Origin of the sequence: Pseudomonas sp. UME65 (genome assembly GCF_014170225.1) — a bacterium.
Taxonomy (GTDB): domain Bacteria; phylum Pseudomonadota; class Gammaproteobacteria; order Pseudomonadales; family Pseudomonadaceae; genus Aquipseudomonas; species Aquipseudomonas protegens.
On the sequence record NZ_LZZQ01000004.1, the window covers coordinates 224,136 to 241,862 of the forward strand.

Genomic DNA, 17,727 nt, shown 5'->3' on the forward strand with positions numbered 1-17,727 from the left:
CAGGAACTGGCTTGCCAGCGAAGTCCTTGCCCCAATCTTCAGATCGAGCAGCCTAGGCTGCTCTTTTGCTTTGTGAGAGAACCCCATGACCGCCGCCGAAACCCGCATTCTTGAGCTGCGCGCTGAGCTGGACCAGCACAACTACCGCTACCACGTACTGGATGAACCCAGCATCCCGGATGCGGAATACGACCGGCTGTTCCGTGAGCTCAAGGCCCTGGAAGCCGAGCACCCTGAACTGGTGACCAGCGATTCGCCAACCCAGCGTGTCGGCAGCGCAGCGCTTTCGGCCTTCACCCAGGTGCGTCATGAAATCCCCATGCTCAGCCTCGGCAACGCTTTCGAGGAAGTCGACATGCGCGAGTTCGATCGCCGGGTCAACGAAGGCCTGGACCTGCCGGCCGGTGATCTGTTCGGTGGCGGCGCGGCGGTGGAGTACAGCTGCGAGCCCAAGCTCGATGGCCTGGCAGTCAGCCTGCTGTACCAGGATGGCGTACTGGTACGCGGCGCCACCCGTGGCGATGGCACCACCGGTGAAGACATCAGCGTCAATGTGCGTACCGTGCGCAACATTCCCCTCAAGCTGCAAGGCAGTGGCTGGCCGGCAACCCTGGAAGTGCGCGGTGAAGTGTTCATGTCCAAGGCCGGCTTCGAGCGCCTGAACGCTGCGCAACTGGAAGCGGGCGGCAAGACTTTCGCCAACCCGCGCAACGCAGCGGCGGGCAGCCTGCGCCAGCTGGATTCGAAGATCACCGCCAGTCGGCCCCTGGAGTTCTGCTGCTATGGCCTGGGCCAGGTCAGCGCGGACATCGCCGACACCCATATCGGCAACCTTGAACGGTTGAAGCAGTGGGGCATGCCCATCAGTCGTGAACTGCGGCTGGCCAAGGGCATCGACGAATGCCTGGACTACTACCGCGAGATCGGCGAGCGGCGCAATGCGTTGCCTTATGAGATCGACGGCGTGGTGTTCAAGGTCAACAGCATCGCCTCCCAGCGGGAACTGGGTTTCCGTGCCCGGGAACCGCGCTGGGCCATCGCCCACAAGTTCCCGGCCATGGAAGAGCTCACCGAGCTGCTGGACGTGGAGTTCCAGGTTGGTCGTACCGGTGCCGTGACGCCGGTGGCGCGCTTGCAGCCGGTCAAGGTGGCCGGGGTCACTGTATCCAACGCTACTTTGCACAACATGGATGAAGTGGCGCGCCTGGGCTTGATGATCGGTGACACGGTGATCATCCGCCGTGCCGGCGACGTGATTCCGCAAGTGGTGCAAGTGGTGACCGAGCGTCGTCCGGAGAACGCCCGCCCGGTGCAGATCCCCGAGAGCTGCCCGGTCTGTGGTTCCCACGTAGAGCGCACGCAACTGGTCAAGCGCAGCAAGGGCCGGGAAACCGTCAGCGAAGGTGCGGTGTATCGCTGCGTTGGCCGGCTGGCCTGCGGGGCCCAGCTCAAGCAGGCGATCATCCATTTTGTGTCCCGTCGTGCCATGGATATCGAAGGCCTGGGGGACAAGACCATCGAACAGTTGGTGGACGAGAACCTTATTGCCTCGCCGGCTGATCTCTACAGGCTCAAATACGAGCAGATCATCGACCTGGAAGGCTTTGCCGAGGTGTCCAGCAACAAACTGCTCAAGGCCATCGAAGACAGCAAGCGTCCGGCCCTGGCGCGCTTCATCTATGCGCTGGGTATCCCGGATGTCGGCGAGGAAACCGCCAAGGTCCTGGCACGCTCCCTGGGCAGCCTGGAGCGGGTTCAGCAGGCACTGCCGCAAGTGCTGACCTATCTGCCGGATGTCGGTCTGGAAGTGGCTCACGAAATCCACAGCTTCTTTGAGGACAGTCATAACCAGGAAGTCATCGGTTCCCTGCTGGCGGCAGATCAATGCGGCCTGGTGCTGCAGGATCAGGGCGAACTGGGCGCCGAATTCGCCGCCAGCACCACCCTGGGCGGCATGCTCGACAAGCTCAACATCCCTTCAGTAGGCCCGGGTGCCGCGCAGAAACTGGCCGACAAGTTCGGCTCACTGCAAGGCGTGATCGAGGCCGACTGGCTGGACATGCGCCAGGCGCTGCCGGAGAAGCAGGCCAAGGCGGTGCGTGAATTCTTCGACAACCCGGCCAATGCACAACTGGCCCAGGCCATCGAACAGCAGCTGCAGGCCTTTGGCATGCATTGGCAGAGCGAGAAGAAGGTGGTTGCGGGCCTGCCGCTGGCGGGGCAGACCTGGGTGCTTACGGGCTCCCTGGAACTGATGAGCCGCGACGTGGCCAAGGACAAGCTGGAAAGCCTTGGTGCCAAGGTGGCGGGTTCGGTCTCGGCGAAGACTCACTGCGTGGTGGCCGGCCCCGGCGCCGGTTCCAAACTGGCCAAGGCCAACGAACTGGGGCTCAAGGTGCTGGACGAACAGGCCTTCGTGGCTTTCCTGACCGAGCACGGCGTCCCGACCTGACCTGTAGCCGCTGCCGTGCCTTCGGGTGCGCCTCGTCGCCAGCGGCGCAGTGGTACGAATCTTGGAACCCCACAGGCTTGCCCATGATCTAGTCTTGGCAAGCCCCAGGGAGGATTCGCCATGTACCGCTTTTTCGAGCAGCTCAGTTCCCGGATCGCCGCACCCTTCGTCGGCGACCGTTCACGTAATAGCAAACTCTGGTCCTGCCGCTGCGGGCAATCGCTGTTCTTTCGCAACAGCCAGTGCCTGGCCTGTTCGGCAATGCTTGGCTATGCACCGCACCTGGGTCTGCTGTCTTCCCTGCAGCCCGGGCCGGCGGGCGATACCTGGGTGCTGGATGCCAAGCCCGAAGCCGGCGCCTTCAGGCGTTGCGCCAACCTCGATACCCCGGCAGCCTGCAACTGGCTGCTGCCGGCGCATCTGACCGACAGCCTGTGTGTGGCCTGCAAGCTCAATCGCACCATTCCCGACCTGTCCATAGCCGAGAACCCGGAGCGCTGGCGCAAGGTGGAAATTGCCAAGCGCCGGCTGGTAGCGCAATTGCTTGACCTGGGGCTGCAGGTGATCCCCAAGGGCGAAGATGAGCAGGCCGGGCTGGCCTTTGATTTCATCGGTGTTGATCTGGAGGGCAGGGCGCCGGTTACCGGGCATGCCAACGGCCTCATTACGCTGGATATCAAGGAAGCCGACGACGCCCACCGGGAAAAGATCCGTGCCCAGATGCATGAGCCTTACCGCACCCTGCTCGGGCATTTCCGTCACGAAGTGGGGCATTACTACTGGGACCGGTTGATAGCCAACAGCCCCTGGCTGGAAGCCTTTCGCAGCCTCTTCGGCGATGAACGCTACAGCTACGCGCAAGCTCTGGAGCGGCACTATCAGAAGGGCGCGCCGGCTGGCTGGCAGCAAAGCCATGTCAGCGCCTACGCCACCATGCACCCCTGGGAAGACTGGGCGGAGACCTGGGCTCACTACCTGCACATGGTGGATGCAGTGGACACCGCCCTGGGTTTCGGCATGAGCGCCCGGGACGTCGACCTCGACTACCAGCCGTTTCCCTTGAGCAGCCTCTATGATCCGCAGCATCCAGGCGGGCCGGCGTTCCTGGCTTTCGTCAACGCCTGGATCGAACTGGCGGGCATGCTCAACGAACTGTCCCGCAGCATGGGCCAACCGGATTTCTACCCCTTCATCCTGCCGCCTGCGGTGATTGCCAAATTGCATTTCATCCACCTGGTGATCCAGCAGGAAGGCGGCCGCGCCGACGAAGTCCTGTCCCTGGACTGATCCTCGCCGTCCTGTAGGGGCGAGCTTGCTCGCGAAGGCCCCAGCGCGATTTCCCTGGTGCACCGCGATGCCTGTTTCGCCAGCAAGTTCGCCCCCACGGCAGGTGGGCCACGGCCAAGTGCTTGAAGCCCATCGAATTTTAATCTGCAGCCAGCGGTTGTAAGTTCGACTCAGATAGGTACAATGGCGCGGCTCGCCGTCAGGCGAGCGTCGTTATGGTGACCCCATCGGTCCCCCCGCAACGATTACCCGTGAACCTGGTCAGAGCCGGAAGGCAGCAGCCACAGCGGGAACATTGTGTGCCGGGGTGTGGCTGGTGGGGTTGCCTCCATAACGCCCCTCGTTGGTCCTCAACGAGATGAATCAAAATTCCTGCCAACCTTCGAGCTCGTGCAGCATCTCTGTTGACGTGCCGTTGTCGTGCGCCTTGTTTGTGGTTTGCCAATCCCTGTGTCCTGTTGGCTCGGGCGGCGGGCTCCTGGAATATCCAACGCCTTTGCATCAAGGAGTGGTCATGGCGCTAACCAGTAAGATCTCCCTCTATGACGATCATTGGCCTGCGGCATTTGCAGGGGAGAAGGCGCGCATAGCCAAAGGCTTCGGTTGCGAGCTGATGGATATTCATCACGTGGGGAGCACTGCTGTTCCAGGATTGGCGGCCAAGCCGGAAATCGATCTGCTGGTGGTGGTCGCGGAGCAGGTGGATGAAGCCGCGCGCAATGCCTTCATGGCGACCCTGGGGTATGTCCGGGGTAGCAATCTGTCCCCCGGGCATCATTTTTACCGTCGCGATGTAGAGGGTATACGCACCCACAAGGTGCATGTCTGTGTCGCCGGTCATGAGCAGGTGGGGCGCATGCTGCGCTTTCGCGATCTGTTGCGTCAGGACAGCGGCATCCGCCAACAGTATCAGGATCTGAAGTTTCGGCTTGAGGCCAGCAATCGCGAGGGCATTGGCGAGTACCTTGCGCAGAAGGCCCCCTTTATCGACGCCCTGATGGGGGCTCAGTCATCGTGACTGCCTCGTTGTGCCCAAATGCTCGGTGTTGCCTGCAAGGTTGCTGCGGGCTGTCAGGCCCCCAGCTGCTCCCGCAGCAACTGGGCAAAGGCGTTCCTGGCGCCATGGTGTTGTACATCCTTGTGCCAGACAAAACGGTTATCCACCGGTAGCAGGTCGTCGAAGCGCTGCACGCTCAGGTTGGCCGATTGCGAATAGCGCTCCAGCACCCCTTCCGGTATCAGCGAGACCCCGGCCCCCACGCTGACGCAGCCGATGATGGTGCCCCAGCTGGCATAGCCGGTGATGGGCAGGTTCAGACCGTGCCTGCCCAACCAGTTTTCCAGGGCGCGGCGATAGGGGCAGCCCGGCGGCCACATGAACAGGTTGTGGTGCTGCAAGTCGCTGGCGCTGCGGATAGGGGCGCTGTTTCCGCTGGAGATCAGCACCAGGGGTTCGTGGTAGAGCACGGTCTGTTGCAGTTTGGCCGGCAGGCTGTCGATGGCCACCAGGGCGCCGTCGATGCGTTGGTGCAGCAGCTCTTCAAAGAGTTGCGACCAGGTTCCGGTCACCAGCTCCACGCTCACCTTCGGATAGCGCTTGTGGTATTGCGCCAGCAGGGGAGGCAGGCGCCCACCGGCGCATGACTCGATCGAGCCCAGGCGCAACAGGCCGCTGGGTTCGGCCTGGTTGTCCACCGCACGTTTGGCTTCATCCACCAGGGCCAGGATGCGTTCACTGTAGCCGAGGAAGATTTCCCCGGCGGGGCTGATCCGCAGGCCGCGTCCGACCCGGGTAAACAGCTCGGTGCCCAGCTCGCCTTCCAGCTGCTTGAGGCGGTTGGTGATATTGGACGGCACGCAATGCAGTTGCTCGGCCGCTCGGGCAATGCTGCCGGTGCGGGCCACAGCCTTCACCATTTTCAGTTGGGTCAGTTCCATTGCTCATTTCCAGTGAGGAATAACCTCAGTATCGGTTAATTGTGGTGAGTTGTGCAGGGCGGGACACTGCAGGTCCTCTTCTTGCCTCTGGATATCTGTGTCGTGATGCTCTCGCCCCTGTTCAAGCTGGTGCTGGCCACCGCTGCGGTGATTCTGTGTTGGGCCTATTCGCCGGTGGGCATCCATATCGGCCTGGAGGGCTACAGCCCCGGGCACCTGGCCTTGCTGCGGTTCCTGATTGCCTCGCTGTTCATGGCCGCAATGGCGCTGGTGCTGAAGATCTCCCTGCCGCGCTGGCGCGACCTGCCCTGGTTGCTGGTACTGGGTTTCTTCGCCATCGCTTTTCATCACGTCAGCCTCAACTACGGCCAGCAAGGGCTGAGCGCCGGAGCATCCAGCGTGCTGGCGCAGTCCGCGCCGATCTTCAGCACGCTGATCGCGTTTTTCTGGCTCAGGGAGCCGGTCAGTGGCTGGCGTTGGCTTTGTGTGGTGATCGGGCTGTTGGGGGCGGTGCTGGTGGTGGCCGGTGACAAGGGCCTGGGGGCGATCGAGCCGCGAGGGCTGCTGGTGCTTCTGGCGGCGTTTTCCTGGGGGCTGTACTTCGTCTTGCAGCGGCGCTTTTCCGGGCGTTATGGGGTGTTGACCACTGTCTGCTACATGGTCTGGGGCGGTACGCTACTGCTCTTGGTGTATGCCCCCGGGCTGACGCAGGCGGTGGCCCAGGCATCACTACGGGTGAATCTGGCGGTGCTGTTGCTGGGGCTGTTTCCCAGTGCATTGGCTTACCTGGCCTGGGCCTATGTGCTGGCACGGGTCGAGGTCAGCCGCGCGTCGATCGCCATGTACCTGATTCCGCCGGTGGCGATGCTGCTGGCCGCGACGGTGCTGGGCGAAACTCTGCAGTCCAGCGTGGTGCTGGGGGCGGCAGTGGTGCTGGGTAGCGTGATGGCGATGCAATTGGACGGGCGTTGGCGTCGGCGCTTGTCGGCGACACCTGCCAATGAGGTGCCTGCCGGGCAAGGCCGCTAGTACCGGCCTTGCAAGTGCCAGCGCCGCGCAATGGCGGGGCGCTGCCGGGCGGGATTCAGCTCTTTTTCTTGAACAGGCGGCCGATGAAGGCGGCAAGGCCCAATACCCCCAGGAGGATGAATTTCTTGCCGGCCAGGAGCAGTACGCCGAGCTTGGCGAAGAGCCCTGCCTTGCTGGCGAGGCCGCCGGCCACCAGGGCGGCGAGCCCGTAGGAGGCCAGTTTGTCGGTGCTCGGGTTGTAGTCGGCGTAGCGGTTGCCGTCGGTGAAGTTGGTAAAGGCCAGTACCTTGGGAATCTCGCGCTTGATGGTGTCCAGGTCGTCCATTGAAGCCACGGCATTGAGTTCCAGCACGCCTTCGCGGCCCAGCACGCGGATGCTGTAGTTCAGGGTGTGGCTCTGGGCGCCTTCGGCCTTGAGTTCACGGGCCCAGTACATCTTGTGCGACTGTGCGTCATAGCTTGGCTGCTCGGCCCAGCCCAACAGGTGAATGGCGCCGTAGCCCTGTTCCTGGCGCTGCTTGTTGTCTTCCTCGTCCGCTTCCTGCATCTGCTTGAGTAGGTCCTGGTAGTCGATCTTCGCGGCGTCGTCGTCGGAGATGTGCCCATCGTTCTTGTAGCTGATGATCACACCCCAGCCTTCGGCGGACAGCGGGCTGACGGCGCTGGGCACGATCATGCCCAGGGTGGTGAAGCCAGGTGGATTGCCCCAGCCCTCGGTGAGCAGCTTCTCGGTGTCCTTGGGGTTGAGGTAGTAGAACTCCTTGCTCAGATCGAGGCTGGCGATATCTCCGGGCAGCTTGACGTTGCCGTGGCGTGGGGAGAGCGAGGCGAGAAACTGTTCGGCTGTCTGGGGTTCGGCGTCCTTGCTCTCGGGCGCGGTGGCGGCGCTGGCAAGAAAGGGCATGGCGCAGAGGGCGGCCATGGCCATGAGGAGGCGCAGGTACTTCATCGTATTCCCTTACATTTTGTGACAAGTTGGCGGGGAGGATAACGATGAGTGCCGGGCGGCTCAATGTGGCGGTCGGTTTTATTTTGCTGCAGGGTCTGGCGCCGATACGGCGCTGTTTCAGGGCTGGCGACTCAGTCGATGGTCAGGTACAGCACCCGCAGGCGGTGGCCGTCCGGGTCGAGGGCCACCAGGGTGTAGCCGAAATCCATCTGGGTCGGCGGCTGGGCGATGGTCATGCCCAGGGCTCGCCAGTGCCGATGCAGTTCATCCACCGCTTCGCGGCTGTCCACGGCCCAGCCCAGTTCGCCGCCACCGCCGACGGCCTGAGCGCTCGGCTGGACAGTGTGTCGGGACCAGAGGCCAAGCTTGATCCCCGAGTCGAGGATGAACAAGGCGAAAGTCGGGCCGGATTCCACCGGCGGTTTATCCAGCAAGCGACTATAGAACTCTGCGCTGAGGGCAGGGCTGTCCACGTAGAGCAGGAAATAGGTGTTGGTGATCATGGCGACTCCAGAGGCCTTTGGATGGTGCGTTGGGCGCAAGCTTAGGGGGCTGGCCTGTCAGTTCCTGTCAGGAGTCGTCGATTGAAAAAGAGGCCGGCTTATCGGTGTCGATAAACCTGCCTCTTGGAGTTGATTTGTTGCGGGGCTCAAGGCTTGGACAAGGCCTGGTCTACCGCTGCTATCAGCTTTCCCAGATCCTTCGGGGTGGCTTTGTGAATGACACCGAACAAATAAGCCCGCTGTTCCTCTTCGTCGCCCAGATCGGCGAAGAAGGCTTTCAGCTTCACTCCCAGTACTTCGGCTAGCAGAAATAGAGCTTCAACGCTGGGGGTGTAGGTGCCGGTTTCGAAGCGGCTGATGGTTTTTGGGTCAAAACCGGTTTTTTCACCTAGTTCAGCCTGAGTAAGCCCCGCTACCTTTCGATAGCGCTTGATGGCTGCACCCAAACTTGAAATTTGCATCGCTCAATTCCCATTTAGAATCAAGAACTTAACGATAAATATTGGCATTAGACAACACCATGGTTCATCACCTTGCTTTGCAAAATGTGATGCATTTCGTAGAATCGGCGCTTCGGACAGGTATTTGGTGATCTAGTTTCAGAAGGCTGGTTTATGAAACAAGAAATCATTGCATTTCCCTTGTTCACCTAAACCAAGGACTTGGCAGAGGCTCGAACGTCTCGTAAATCCCGCCAACGCTCCGTCCGCCGTCCCCACCTGACGCCTCATCTGATCCTAGTTGATCTCCGTCGAATCGATGGTCAACTGCCGCGCAAACCGCTGTACGGCTGCAATCAGGGCGAACCTTCCGATTGAGCCGTACCGCCAGGAAAGTACATCGCGAATCAGCCTCTTGCCGGGTGCCGGTAACTGTTGATCGCAGGCTGTCTATGGAGTTCTAAAGTGCGTCTCAATTTGCCGGTCACCTCTGTTGAGCAGACCTTTCCCGACCAGCAGCGGCTCATATCCGCCACCGACATCAACAGTCACATCACGTACTGCAACGCCGAGTTCGCAGCGATGAGCGGTTTCAGCCAGGCCGAACTGATCGGCAGCACCCATAACTTGGTTCGCCACCCGGACATGCCGGCGGCGGTGTTCGAGTCGATGTGGGGTTACCTGAAGGCCGGCCAGAGCTGGATGGGTGTGGTGAAGAACCGTTGCAAGAACGGCAATTTCTATTGGGTCAGCGCCTATGTCACGCCGATCCTGGAGGGCGGAAAACTGGTGGGCTACGAGTCGGTGCGGGTCAAGCCAAGCCGAGAGCAGGTCAGCCGCGCCGAAACCTTGTATGCGCGCCTGCGGGCCGACAAGGCGCCGGTTTGCGCCTGGCGCCGCATCGAGGCCGCAACCCGGCCCTTGCTGCTGCCGGTGGCGGTGGCGGTAGGCTGCCTGGCCGCCTTCCACTGGCTGCCGACGCTGGCCGCCCAGGGCCTGACCGTCGCGGGTTTCGTGGCTGTCGGGCTGCTGGCCCAGCGCCGCCTGGGGCAGCAGCTCAAGCAGATTGTCAGTAGCACACCGAACACCTTTGCCGATCCGATCTGCGCCCTGGCCTACAGCGAAGCACTGGGGCCGGCGGCGCAGTTGCAGATGATCCTGATCAGTGAGGAGGCGCGCCTAAAGACCGCCCTGACCCGCCTCAGCGATCTGGCCCGGCAGATGGCTACCGCAGCGGCCGATTCCAGCCAATTGTCCAGCCGCACCGAGTCGGCGCTGCTGGAGCAGCGGGCGGAAACCGACATGACCGCGGCCGCCATGACCCAGATGGCTGCTTCAATCACCGAGGTCGCTGAACACGTCCAGCACACCGCCAGCGAAGCCCACACCGCCAACCTGCTGGCCCGGCAGGGCAGCGAGGTGGCCGGCACCTCGCGGGATGCCATCCAGTTGCTGGCGCGCACCGTGACCCAGATCAACCAGGCCGTGGGCGACCTGGCCGGGCAGACCCAGGAGATCATGGTGGCGGCGAGCATGATCCAGGCGATTGCCGACCAGACCAACCTGCTGGCCCTGAATGCGGCCATCGAGGCAGCCCGAGCTGGTGAGCAGGGCCGTGGTTTTGCCGTGGTCGCCGATGAGGTGCGGGCCCTGGCCGGCAAGACCCGCGAGTCGACCCAGCAGATCCAGGGCATCATCCAGAGCCTGCGCGCCGGGGCCGACGAAGCCGTGCAGATCGCCAGCCTGGGCATCGAGGAGGCGGAGCAGGGCGTGCAGCAGGTGGTCCAGGCCCAGCAGGCGCTGCAAGGCATCGGCGCGGCAGTGGAGCGCATTACCGATATGAGCCAGCAAATGGCCGCGGCATCCCAGGAGCAGTCCCATGTAGCCGAATCGGTCTCCGAACAGATCAACAGTGTCGCCGTCACTGTGCAGCGCACTGCCGAGAATGCCAGCGCCGGAGTGGTTCGCGGCGCCGAGCTGGAAAACATCTCTTCCGGGCTGCGTGCCCTGGTCGAGCGGTTCAACCGCTAGCGACAGTGAGTTCGACTCATGGATGAGAAATACCGCAGGGCCGTCGATGCCGCCGCCATCTTCTCCGAGACGGACCTGGGCGGCAGCATCACTTATGTCAACGATCTGTTCTGCCAGGTCTCGGGCTACAGCCGTGAAGAACTGATCGGCGCCAACCACCGCATGCTCAGTTCCGGGCTGCATCCGCCGGAGTTCTTTGCCGAGTTGTGGCAGACCATTACCCAGGGCCGGGTGTGGAAAGGCGAGATCTGCAACCGCGCCAAGGACGGCAGCCTGTACTGGGTCGACAGCACCATGGTGCCGCTGGTGGATCAGCGCTCCGGGCAGGTGGTGCGTTATGTGTCGATCCGCTTCGATGTCAGCGAAAAGCGTCAGCTGTTGCATTCGTTGCAATGGCGGGTCGGCCACGACGTGCTGACCGGGCTGCCCAACCGGGCCTTTCTCTCGGACCTGCTGCACCAGGCTCTGGATTTCTCCCGGGCGCAGGATATTCCCCTGGCGGTCTGCATGCTCGACCTGGATGGCTTCAAGGCGGTCAATGACGGCTATGGTCACGCCTGTGGCGACCTGCTGCTGGTGGAGGTGGCTGCGCGGCTGCGCTCGATCATCCGCGGCGAGGACGTGGTGGCTCGCCTGGCCGGCGACGAGTTCGTGCTGATTTTACGTTACGTGCGCGACATGCTGGAGCTGCGCGCGGCGTTGCAAAGGGTATTGGCGACCATTTCCCAGCCGTACTCGATCCAGGGCAAGGACATCAACGTCTTCGCCAGCATCGGCGTGACCCTGTACCCCACCGACAACCACGACGCCGACACCTTGTTGCGCCACGCCGACCAGGCCATGTACGTGGCCAAGCAGAGCGGACGCAACCGCTTCCACCTGTTCGATGTGCTGCGCGACCGTGAAGTGATGGTCACCTATCAGACCGTCGAGCAGGTGCGCCAGGCCTTGCTCGCAGGCGAGTTGCGCCTGTACTTCCAGCCCAAGGTGAACATGCGCACCGGTGAGGTGGTGGGCTTCGAGGCGATGCTGCGCTGGCAGCACCCGCAGCGCGGCATGCTGGGGGCCCAGGAGTTTCTGCAGCAGGTGGAGGAGACCGACCTGATCGTCGAGATCGGCGAATGGGTCATGGACCAGGTGATGACCCGCCTGCAAGGCTGGCAGCAGGCGGGGCTGGGCTGGCCGGTGAGCCTGAACGTGGCGGCCCGGCATTTCCAGCGCCCGGACTTCGTCGAGCGGCTCAAGGACATGCTCGATCGCTATCCGGATGTGTTGCCGGCGTTGCTGGACCTGGAAATCGTCGAGTCGGTGGCCATCGACAATATCCAGCGGGTCAGCGATTGCCTCGATGCCTGCCAGGGATTTGGCGTGCAGTTCTCCCTGGGGGACTTCGGCACTGGCCATTCGTCCCTCAGCTACCTCAAGCGCCTGCGCACCCAGACCATCAAGATCGACCGGCTGTTCGTGCGCGACATGCTGCACGACGCGGACGATCAGGCGCTGATCCAGGCGTTGGTGGGGCTGGCCCAGGCCTTTGGCCGGCGGGTGGTGGCCGAGGGGCTGGAAAGCCTGGCGCATGGCGAGCGCTTGATGGCCCTTGGCTGCGACGTCGCCCAGGGGGATTTCATTGCGCCGCCAATGCCCGCCGAGGCGGTGCTGGATTGGGTGCGCAGCTTTGAGCCACCGCGGGCATGGCGAAGCGACGAGCTTCAGGGCGAGGCGATGTCGGGAGGCTGAGCGTCGTCCTGAGGGCCGACGTAACGTTGGATGATGGCGTCGATCTCGCCGGACATCTTCATTCGCAACAGGGTGCGCAGGATGCGCTGGGCCGGCACTCTCGGATCGTTGCGTACATAGCAGCCGACGGCCTGCTCCTGCAGCACCGCGACGCTGTACAGCGGGTTGCCGGTGGCCTGGGTCTTGTTGAACCAGTCCAGGGTCCACTGGCTGGCGATGGCGTAGCGGTAACGCCCGACCACCAGTTTCTGCAGCACCTGCTCCTCGTTGCGGGCGTCGTCGCGTATCAGCTGGTTGGTATCGAACAGCGGCTGCAAGGGGGTGTAGGTATAGCTGAGGACGGTGCCGATATGCTGGCGCGACAGTTGCTGCAGGTTGACCGCCGAGGGCTCCGGATGGGTGCTCACCAGCAGGTTGCGCTGGATGAACAGCGGCACGCTCCACAGGTAATCCCCGGAGAGGTTCGGCAGCCAGGCCTGGGCCGCGTAGCAGCGCACGTCGACTTCGCCCTGGGCCATGGCGTTCTGCACCCGGGCCCGGGCCAGGACATGAAACTGCGCCGGGGTACCCAGGTGCCGGGCCAGGCTGTTCATGGTGTCGAAAAGGATGCCATCGGTGGGCTGGTCGCCTTCGACCTCGATGGCCGGCATGGTCCAACTGTCGGCGATGGCAAAGCGCAGGGGCGGCTCTGCGGCTTCCAGGCTGGCGCTGAAGAGAAACAGGGCGCACCAGGTCAAACGCATACAGTCTCCAGGGTGTCGGCGGGCGAGCAATCCTTTGCAAAATGCAAGCTTAGACAGATTAGACGAGCGCGCCGGATGCAATTTCGCCCTTGCTCCGCTAGCATTACCGGCTTCCGCTTTCCAGTTGCGACGGTTTTCGATGAGTTATCAGGTTCTTGCACGTAAATGGCGTCCGCGCTCGTTCCGCGAAATGGTCGGCCAGACCCATGTGCTCAAGGCTCTGATCAATGCCTTGGACAGCCAGCGGCTGCACCACGCCTACCTGTTTACCGGCACTCGCGGGGTGGGCAAGACCACCATCGCGCGAATCATTGCCAAATGCCTGAACTGTGAAACAGGTATCACTTCCACGCCCTGTGGCACCTGTTCGGTGTGCTGCGAGATCGATGAGGGGCGCTTTGTCGACCTGATCGAGATCGACGCCGCGAGCCGGACCAAGGTCGAGGATACCCGTGAATTGCTGGATAACGTGCAATACGCACCGAGCCGCGGGCGCTTCAAGGTCTACCTGATCGACGAAGTGCACATGCTCTCCAGCCACTCGTTCAACGCCCTGCTCAAGACCCTCGAAGAGCCGCCGCCCTACGTCAAGTTCATCCTGGCGACCACTGATCCGCAGAAGCTGCCAGCGACCATCCTCTCGCGCTGCCTGCAGTTCTCTCTCAAGAACATGACCCCGGAACGGGTGGTGGAGCACTTGAGCCACGTCCTGGGCGTGGAGAACGTGCCGTTCGAGGATGACGCCCTGTGGCTGCTGGGCCGCGCCGCCGATGGCTCGATGCGCGATGCCATGAGCCTCACCGACCAGGCGATTGCCTTCGGTGAAGGCAAGGTCATGGCGGCCGATGTGCGGGCCATGCTCGGCACCCTCGATCACGGCCAGGTCTACGACGTGCTGCATGCGCTGATCAACGGCGACGCCAAGGCGTTGCTGGAGGCGGTGCGGCACCTGGCGGAGCAGGGGCCGGACTGGAACGGCGTGCTTTCGGAAATTCTCAACGTGTTGCACCGGGTGGCGATTGCCCAGGCATTGCCGGAAGGGGTCGACAACGGGCACGGCGATCGTGACCGGGTGCTGGCCCTGGCCCAGGCCCTGCCTGCCGAAGACGTGCAGTTCTATTACCAGATGGGCCTGATCGGTCGACGCGACCTGCCGTTGGCGCCGGACCCGCGCGGCGGCTTTGAAATGGTCCTGCTGCGAATGCTGGCCTTCCGCCCAGCCGATACCGCGGATGCACCGAGACAGCCGCTAAAGCCAGTGGGGATCAGCCAGGCCACAGTTGATTCCGCCCAAGCCGTGGCGGCGCCGGCACCTGCCGTGCCTGTAGCGACCGTTGCCTCGGCTCCGGTTGTGAGTGCTCCAGTGGCGCCAGCACCTGTTGCCGCGCCCGAACCTGTCGCGCCCCCTGTGGCCGAAGCGGTCGCTGTCGAACCCGAGCCGGTGGTTGCCGAAGCGGTGGTCGACCTGCCCTGGAACGATCCGGTGGAGCCACAGATCGAACAGCAGCCAGCGGTCGAGCCGGTGCTGGAGGTGGCCGCCGAGCAGCCTGAGCTGACGCCGATGCCGACCCCGACGCCGGACAGCGTGGTGCCGGACGCGCCGGAGTGGGTCAGCGCCCCGGTGCCGGAACCCACGGTGGCGGAAGTCGACGCCGCCACTCCGGGTATCGACCTGGACGACGAGCCGCCGCTGGACGAGGACTATATCGAGCCGGACATGGATTCGGCCTACAGCTACCTGGACGAACTGGCCAGTGAGCACGCAGCCGATCCGGCGCCGGAACCCGAGCCCGAACCTGCTGCCAAGCCGGCCACTGGCCTGGCCCTGGAATGGCTGCAGCTGTTCCCGAAACTGCCGATCTCGGGCATGACCGGCAGCATCGCCGCCAACTGCACCCTGATGGCCGTGGACGGCGACCATTGGCTGCTGCACCTGGACCCGGCCCACAGCGCACTGTTCAACGCCACCCAGCAGCGTCGCCTCAACGACGCCCTGAACCAGTACCACGGGCGTACCCTGACCCTGGCGATCGAGCTGATCAAGCCCGAGCAGGAAACCCCGGCCCAGGCTGCATCACGGCGCCGTGCCGATCGTCAGCGCGAGGCCGAGGAGTCGATCCATGGTGATCCGTTCATCCAGCGGATGGTCCAGGAGTTCGGTGCAGTGGTGCGCCACGATACTATTGAACCTGTCGAGGCCCTGGCGGCTCAGGGCTGATCATTCAAAGGGCGCCGGGCCAGGGGCCGGGCGCCGTTTCCATCCCCGTACTTTGAGGTAATTCCCATGATGAAAGGTGGCATGGCCGGCCTGATGAAGCAGGCACAGCAGATGCAGGAAAAAATGGCCAAGATGCAGGAAGAACTGGCCAATGCCGAAGTCACCGGCAAGGCTGGTGGCGACATGGTCACCGTAGTCATGACCGGCCGTCATGACATCAAGCGCGTGAGCATCGACCCGAGCCTGCTGGAAGGCGTCAGCGAAGATGACCGTGAAGTGCTCGAAGACCTGTTTGCCGCTGCGGTGAACGACGCCGTGCGCAAGATCGAGTCCAACAGCCAGGAAAAGATGTCCGGCATGACCGCCGGCATGCAACTGCCTCCAGGCATGAAATTGCCGTTCTGATTCGCGCAAGCGCATCGGATGGACTACATAAAGCCAGGCCTTGAGCCTGGCTTTTTTTTGCCCTGGCGATCAGCACTGCGCGGTGGGTAGCAGCCGGCTGGCCGGCGAAGGCAACAGCAGATCCATCTGCAGAAACATCGAACGTGATGCTATTCACAGGGTCTGCAACCTATACCCTTTCATTCAACCTTCCCTAAAGGAGTGTCCATGATGCCGCAAACATTGACCCTCAATCAGCGCGTGGTGCTGGTCTCTCGGCCCGAAGGCGCGCCGGTCCCGGAGAATTTCCGCCTGGAGCGGGTGGCCTTGCCGGAACTGGCTGATGGCCAGGTGCTGTTAAAGACCCTCTACCTGTCCCTGGACCCCTACATGCGCGGGCGCATGAGTGATGCCCCGTCCTATGCGGCGCCAGTGGAAATAGACGAGGTCATGACCGGCGGTGCAGTGAGCCGGGTCGAGCGTTCGCTCAACCCCAAGTTCCAGGAGGGCGACCTGGTGGTGGGCGCCACTGGTTGGCAGAGCCACTGCATTTGCGATGGCCGCAACCTGATCCCGGTGCCCTCTGGCCTGCCCAGCCCTTCCATGGCCCTGGGTGTGCTCGGCATGCCCGGAATGACCGCCTACATGGGGCTGATGGACATCGGCCAGCCCAAGGCCGGGGAAACCCTGGTGGTGGGTGCGGCCTCCGGCGCCGTGGGGTCGGTGGTGGGGCAGGTGGCGAAGCTCAAGGGGCTGCGGGTGGTGGGCGTGGCCGGTGGCGCCGACAAATGCCGCTATGTGGTCGAGGAGCTGGGTTTTGATGCCTGCATCGATCACAAGAGCCCCGACTTTGCCGACGAACTGGCCCAGGCCTGCTTCAAGGGCGTGGACATCTATTTTGAGAACGTCGGTGGCAAGGTCTTCGACGGGGTACTGCCCCTGCTCAACCCCAGGGCGCGTATTCCCCTGTGCGGGCTGATCGCCCAGTACAACGCCCAGGCGCTGCCGCCGGGGCCGGATCGCCTGCCACTGCTGCAGCGCACCTTGCTCACCAAGCGGGTACGCATCCAGGGCTTTATTGTCTTCGACGACTATGGCGACCGCCATCCGGAGTTCATCAAGGCCATGGCGCCCTGGGTGCGCGAAGGCAAGGTCAAGTTCAAGGAGGACGTGGTCGAGGGACTGGAGCAGGCACCAGAAGCCTTCATTGGCCTGCTGGAGGGGCGCAACTTCGGCAAGCTGGTGGTCAAGGTCGCCCCGGACGCGAGCATTTGACGCTACCCCGAGGCGCGGGTATAAACCGCGTCTCGTTGTTTTTGTCGGACCTTTGCCCATGAGCTTCAGCCCCCTGATTCGCCAACTGATCGATGCCCTGCGCACCTTGCCGGGCGTGGGTCAGAAAACCGCCCAGCGCATGGCCCTGCAACTGCTCGAGCGTGATCGCAGTGGCGGCTTGCGCCTGGCGCAGGCCCTGAGCCAGGCCATGGAAGGCGTGGGGCATTGCCGCCAGTGCCGGACACTGACCGAAGACGAGCTGTGCCCGCAGTGTGCCGACCCGCGTCGCGACGACACCCTGCTGTGCGTGGTGGAAGGGCCGATGGATGTGTACGCGGTGGAGCAGACCGGCTATCGCGGGCGCTACTTCGTGCTCAAAGGCCACCTGTCGCCTCTGGATGGCCTGGGCCCGGAGGCCATCGGCATTCCGCAGTTGCTGGCGCGTATCGAGGAGCAGGGCAGCTTCAGCGAAGTGATCCTGGCCACCAACCCGACGGTGGAAGGCGAAGCCACTGCGCACTACATCGCCCAACTGCTGACCAACAAGGGCCTGATCACCTCGCGCATCGCCCACGGCGTGCCTCTGGGCGGCGAGCTGGAACTGGTGGATGGCGGCACCCTGGCTCACTCCTTTGCCGGTCGCAAACCCATAGCGTTGTAAGGCTGCGGAAGCCGGCTGACTGGCGAAGGATGCGCCACGCATTCTCTTGAAAACCAAGCAAGCGCTTGGTAAGTTCCTTC

At 63.2% G+C, this 17,727-nt stretch carries 15 protein-coding genes, 1 other RNA gene and 1 pseudogene; 12 read left to right on the plus strand and 5 right to left on the minus strand.

The features are described from left to right. Positions 1–85: 85 nt before the first annotated feature. The 4 genes from ligA to A9971_RS02170 all read left to right on the plus strand — a co-directional run bounded on the left by ligA (position 86) and on the right by A9971_RS02170 (position 4,757). Positions 86–2,452, plus strand: coding sequence for an NAD-dependent DNA ligase LigA (ligA, locus tag A9971_RS02155; protein ID WP_145713109.1), 2,367 nt, complete (start codon positions 86–88; stop codon positions 2,450–2,452). Positions 2,453–2,572: 120 nt separating this feature from the next. Then, positions 2,573–3,739 carry a putative zinc-binding metallopeptidase gene (locus A9971_RS02160; protein ID WP_011060214.1) on the plus strand — a complete coding sequence of 389 codons (1,167 nt, stop codon included), beginning with the start codon at positions 2,573–2,575 and terminating at the stop codon, positions 3,737–3,739. Between the two features lie 225 nt (positions 3,740–3,964). Next, positions 3,965–4,061, plus strand: an RNA gene (gene ffs / locus A9971_RS02165) — signal recognition particle sRNA small type. 192 nt (positions 4,062–4,253) lie between these two features. After that, complete coding sequence (locus A9971_RS02170; RefSeq protein ID WP_011060215.1) at positions 4,254–4,757, plus strand: GrpB family protein; 504 nt, start codon at positions 4,254–4,256, stop codon at positions 4,755–4,757. 53 nt (positions 4,758–4,810) lie between these two features. On the opposite strand, the gene A9971_RS02175 is transcribed toward A9971_RS02170, so the two are convergent. Next, the gene (locus A9971_RS02175; protein WP_077933649.1) at positions 4,811–5,677 is read right to left on the minus strand and encodes a LysR family transcriptional regulator; all 867 of its coding nucleotides are present in this window, start codon (positions 5,675–5,677) and stop codon (positions 4,811–4,813) included. Positions 5,678–5,782: 105 nt separating this feature from the next. Here A9971_RS02175 and A9971_RS02180 point away from each other — a divergent pair, with 105 nt between their 5' ends. After that, positions 5,783–6,706 carry a DMT family transporter gene (locus A9971_RS02180; protein ID WP_183000930.1) on the plus strand — a complete coding sequence of 308 codons (924 nt, stop codon included), beginning with the start codon at positions 5,783–5,785 and terminating at the stop codon, positions 6,704–6,706. 55 nt (positions 6,707–6,761) lie between these two features. Here the strand turns inward: A9971_RS02180 and A9971_RS02185 are convergent, their stop codons facing one another. The 3 genes from A9971_RS02185 to A9971_RS02195 all read right to left on the minus strand — a co-directional run bounded on the left by A9971_RS02185 (position 6,762) and on the right by A9971_RS02195 (position 8,619). After that, positions 6,762–7,655 (minus strand): DUF2167 domain-containing protein, encoded by an 894-nt coding sequence (locus A9971_RS02185; RefSeq protein ID WP_183000803.1) that lies wholly within the window; start codon positions 7,653–7,655, stop codon positions 6,762–6,764. A 131-nt stretch (positions 7,656–7,786) separates the two neighbouring features. Continuing rightward, the gene (locus tag A9971_RS02190; RefSeq protein WP_125062705.1) at positions 7,787–8,158 is read right to left on the minus strand and encodes a VOC family protein; all 372 of its coding nucleotides are present in this window, start codon (positions 8,156–8,158) and stop codon (positions 7,787–7,789) included. A gap of 146 nt (positions 8,159–8,304) precedes the next feature. Then, on the minus strand, positions 8,305–8,619 hold the full coding sequence (locus A9971_RS02195) for a helix-turn-helix domain-containing protein (RefSeq protein WP_011060220.1): 315 nt from the start codon (positions 8,617–8,619) through the stop codon (positions 8,305–8,307). A 444-nt stretch (positions 8,620–9,063) separates the two neighbouring features. On the opposite strand from A9971_RS02195, the pseudogene A9971_RS33085 reads away from it, so the two are divergent. The 3 genes and pseudogenes from A9971_RS33085 to A9971_RS02205 all read left to right on the plus strand — a co-directional run. Beyond that, positions 9,064–9,342: pseudogene (locus A9971_RS33085) on the plus strand (PAS domain-containing protein); the annotation flags it as partial. A gap of 189 nt (positions 9,343–9,531) precedes the next feature. Next, positions 9,532–10,629 carry a methyl-accepting chemotaxis protein gene (locus tag A9971_RS02200; protein ID WP_404944718.1) on the plus strand — a complete coding sequence of 366 codons (1,098 nt, stop codon included), beginning with the start codon at positions 9,532–9,534 and terminating at the stop codon, positions 10,627–10,629. An 18-nt stretch (positions 10,630–10,647) separates the two neighbouring features. Then, entirely contained in the window at positions 10,648–12,366 is a 1,719-nt protein-coding gene (locus A9971_RS02205) for a bifunctional diguanylate cyclase/phosphodiesterase (RefSeq protein ID WP_011060222.1), read from the plus strand. On the opposite strand, the gene A9971_RS02210 is transcribed toward A9971_RS02205, so the two are convergent. Beyond that, positions 12,339–13,109: an ABC transporter substrate-binding protein gene (locus tag A9971_RS02210; protein WP_011060223.1), complete on the minus strand. Its 771-nt coding sequence runs from the start codon at positions 13,107–13,109 to the stop codon at positions 12,339–12,341. The two genes, A9971_RS02205 and A9971_RS02210, sit on opposite strands and share 28 nt — an antisense overlap. A gap of 139 nt (positions 13,110–13,248) precedes the next feature. Here A9971_RS02210 and dnaX point away from each other — a divergent pair, with 139 nt between their 5' ends. The 4 genes from dnaX (at position 13,249) to recR (ending at position 17,647) form a co-directional block, all read left to right on the plus strand. Continuing rightward, positions 13,249–15,327 (plus strand): DNA polymerase III subunit gamma/tau, encoded by a 2,079-nt coding sequence (dnaX, locus tag A9971_RS02215; RefSeq protein WP_183000805.1) that lies wholly within the window; start codon positions 13,249–13,251, stop codon positions 15,325–15,327. Between the two features lie 66 nt (positions 15,328–15,393). After that, on the plus strand, positions 15,394–15,732 hold the full coding sequence (locus tag A9971_RS02220; RefSeq protein WP_015634779.1) for a YbaB/EbfC family nucleoid-associated protein: 339 nt from the start codon (positions 15,394–15,396) through the stop codon (positions 15,730–15,732). 210 nt (positions 15,733–15,942) lie between these two features. Beyond that, positions 15,943–16,986 (plus strand): NADP-dependent oxidoreductase, encoded by a 1,044-nt coding sequence (locus tag A9971_RS02225; RefSeq protein ID WP_011060226.1) that lies wholly within the window; start codon positions 15,943–15,945, stop codon positions 16,984–16,986. A 58-nt stretch (positions 16,987–17,044) separates the two neighbouring features. Further along, on the plus strand, positions 17,045–17,647 hold the full coding sequence (gene recR / locus A9971_RS02230) for a recombination mediator RecR (protein ID WP_011060227.1): 603 nt from the start codon (positions 17,045–17,047) through the stop codon (positions 17,645–17,647). Positions 17,648–17,727 lie beyond the last annotated feature (80 nt).

Bases quoted from the DNA above. Each gene is read 5' to 3' on its own strand.
- ligA (WP_145713109.1), top strand. From the start codon at position 86: ATGACCGCCGCCGAAACCCGCATTCTTGAGCTGCGCGCTGAGCTGGAC.
- A9971_RS02160 (WP_011060214.1), top strand. From the start codon at position 2,573: ATGTACCGCTTTTTCGAGCAGCTCAGTTCCCGGATCGCCGCACCCTTC.
- A9971_RS02170 (WP_011060215.1), top strand. From the start codon at position 4,254: ATGGCGCTAACCAGTAAGATCTCCCTCTATGACGATCATTGGCCTGCG.
- A9971_RS02175 (WP_077933649.1), bottom strand. From the start codon at position 5,677: ATGGAACTGACCCAACTGAAAATGGTGAAGGCTGTGGCCCGCACCGGC.
- A9971_RS02180 (WP_183000930.1), top strand. From the start codon at position 5,783: ATGCTCTCGCCCCTGTTCAAGCTGGTGCTGGCCACCGCTGCGGTGATT.
- A9971_RS02185 (WP_183000803.1), bottom strand. From the start codon at position 7,655: ATGAAGTACCTGCGCCTCCTCATGGCCATGGCCGCCCTCTGCGCCATG.
- A9971_RS02190 (WP_125062705.1), bottom strand. From the start codon at position 8,158: ATGATCACCAACACCTATTTCCTGCTCTACGTGGACAGCCCTGCCCTC.
- A9971_RS02195 (WP_011060220.1), bottom strand. From the start codon at position 8,619: ATGCAAATTTCAAGTTTGGGTGCAGCCATCAAGCGCTATCGAAAGGTA.
- A9971_RS02205 (WP_011060222.1), top strand. From the start codon at position 10,648: ATGGATGAGAAATACCGCAGGGCCGTCGATGCCGCCGCCATCTTCTCC.
- A9971_RS02210 (WP_011060223.1), bottom strand. From the start codon at position 13,109: ATGCGTTTGACCTGGTGCGCCCTGTTTCTCTTCAGCGCCAGCCTGGAA.
- dnaX (WP_183000805.1), top strand. From the start codon at position 13,249: ATGAGTTATCAGGTTCTTGCACGTAAATGGCGTCCGCGCTCGTTCCGC.
- A9971_RS02220 (WP_015634779.1), top strand. From the start codon at position 15,394: ATGATGAAAGGTGGCATGGCCGGCCTGATGAAGCAGGCACAGCAGATG.
- A9971_RS02225 (WP_011060226.1), top strand. From the start codon at position 15,943: ATGCCGCAAACATTGACCCTCAATCAGCGCGTGGTGCTGGTCTCTCGG.
- recR (WP_011060227.1), top strand. From the start codon at position 17,045: ATGAGCTTCAGCCCCCTGATTCGCCAACTGATCGATGCCCTGCGCACC.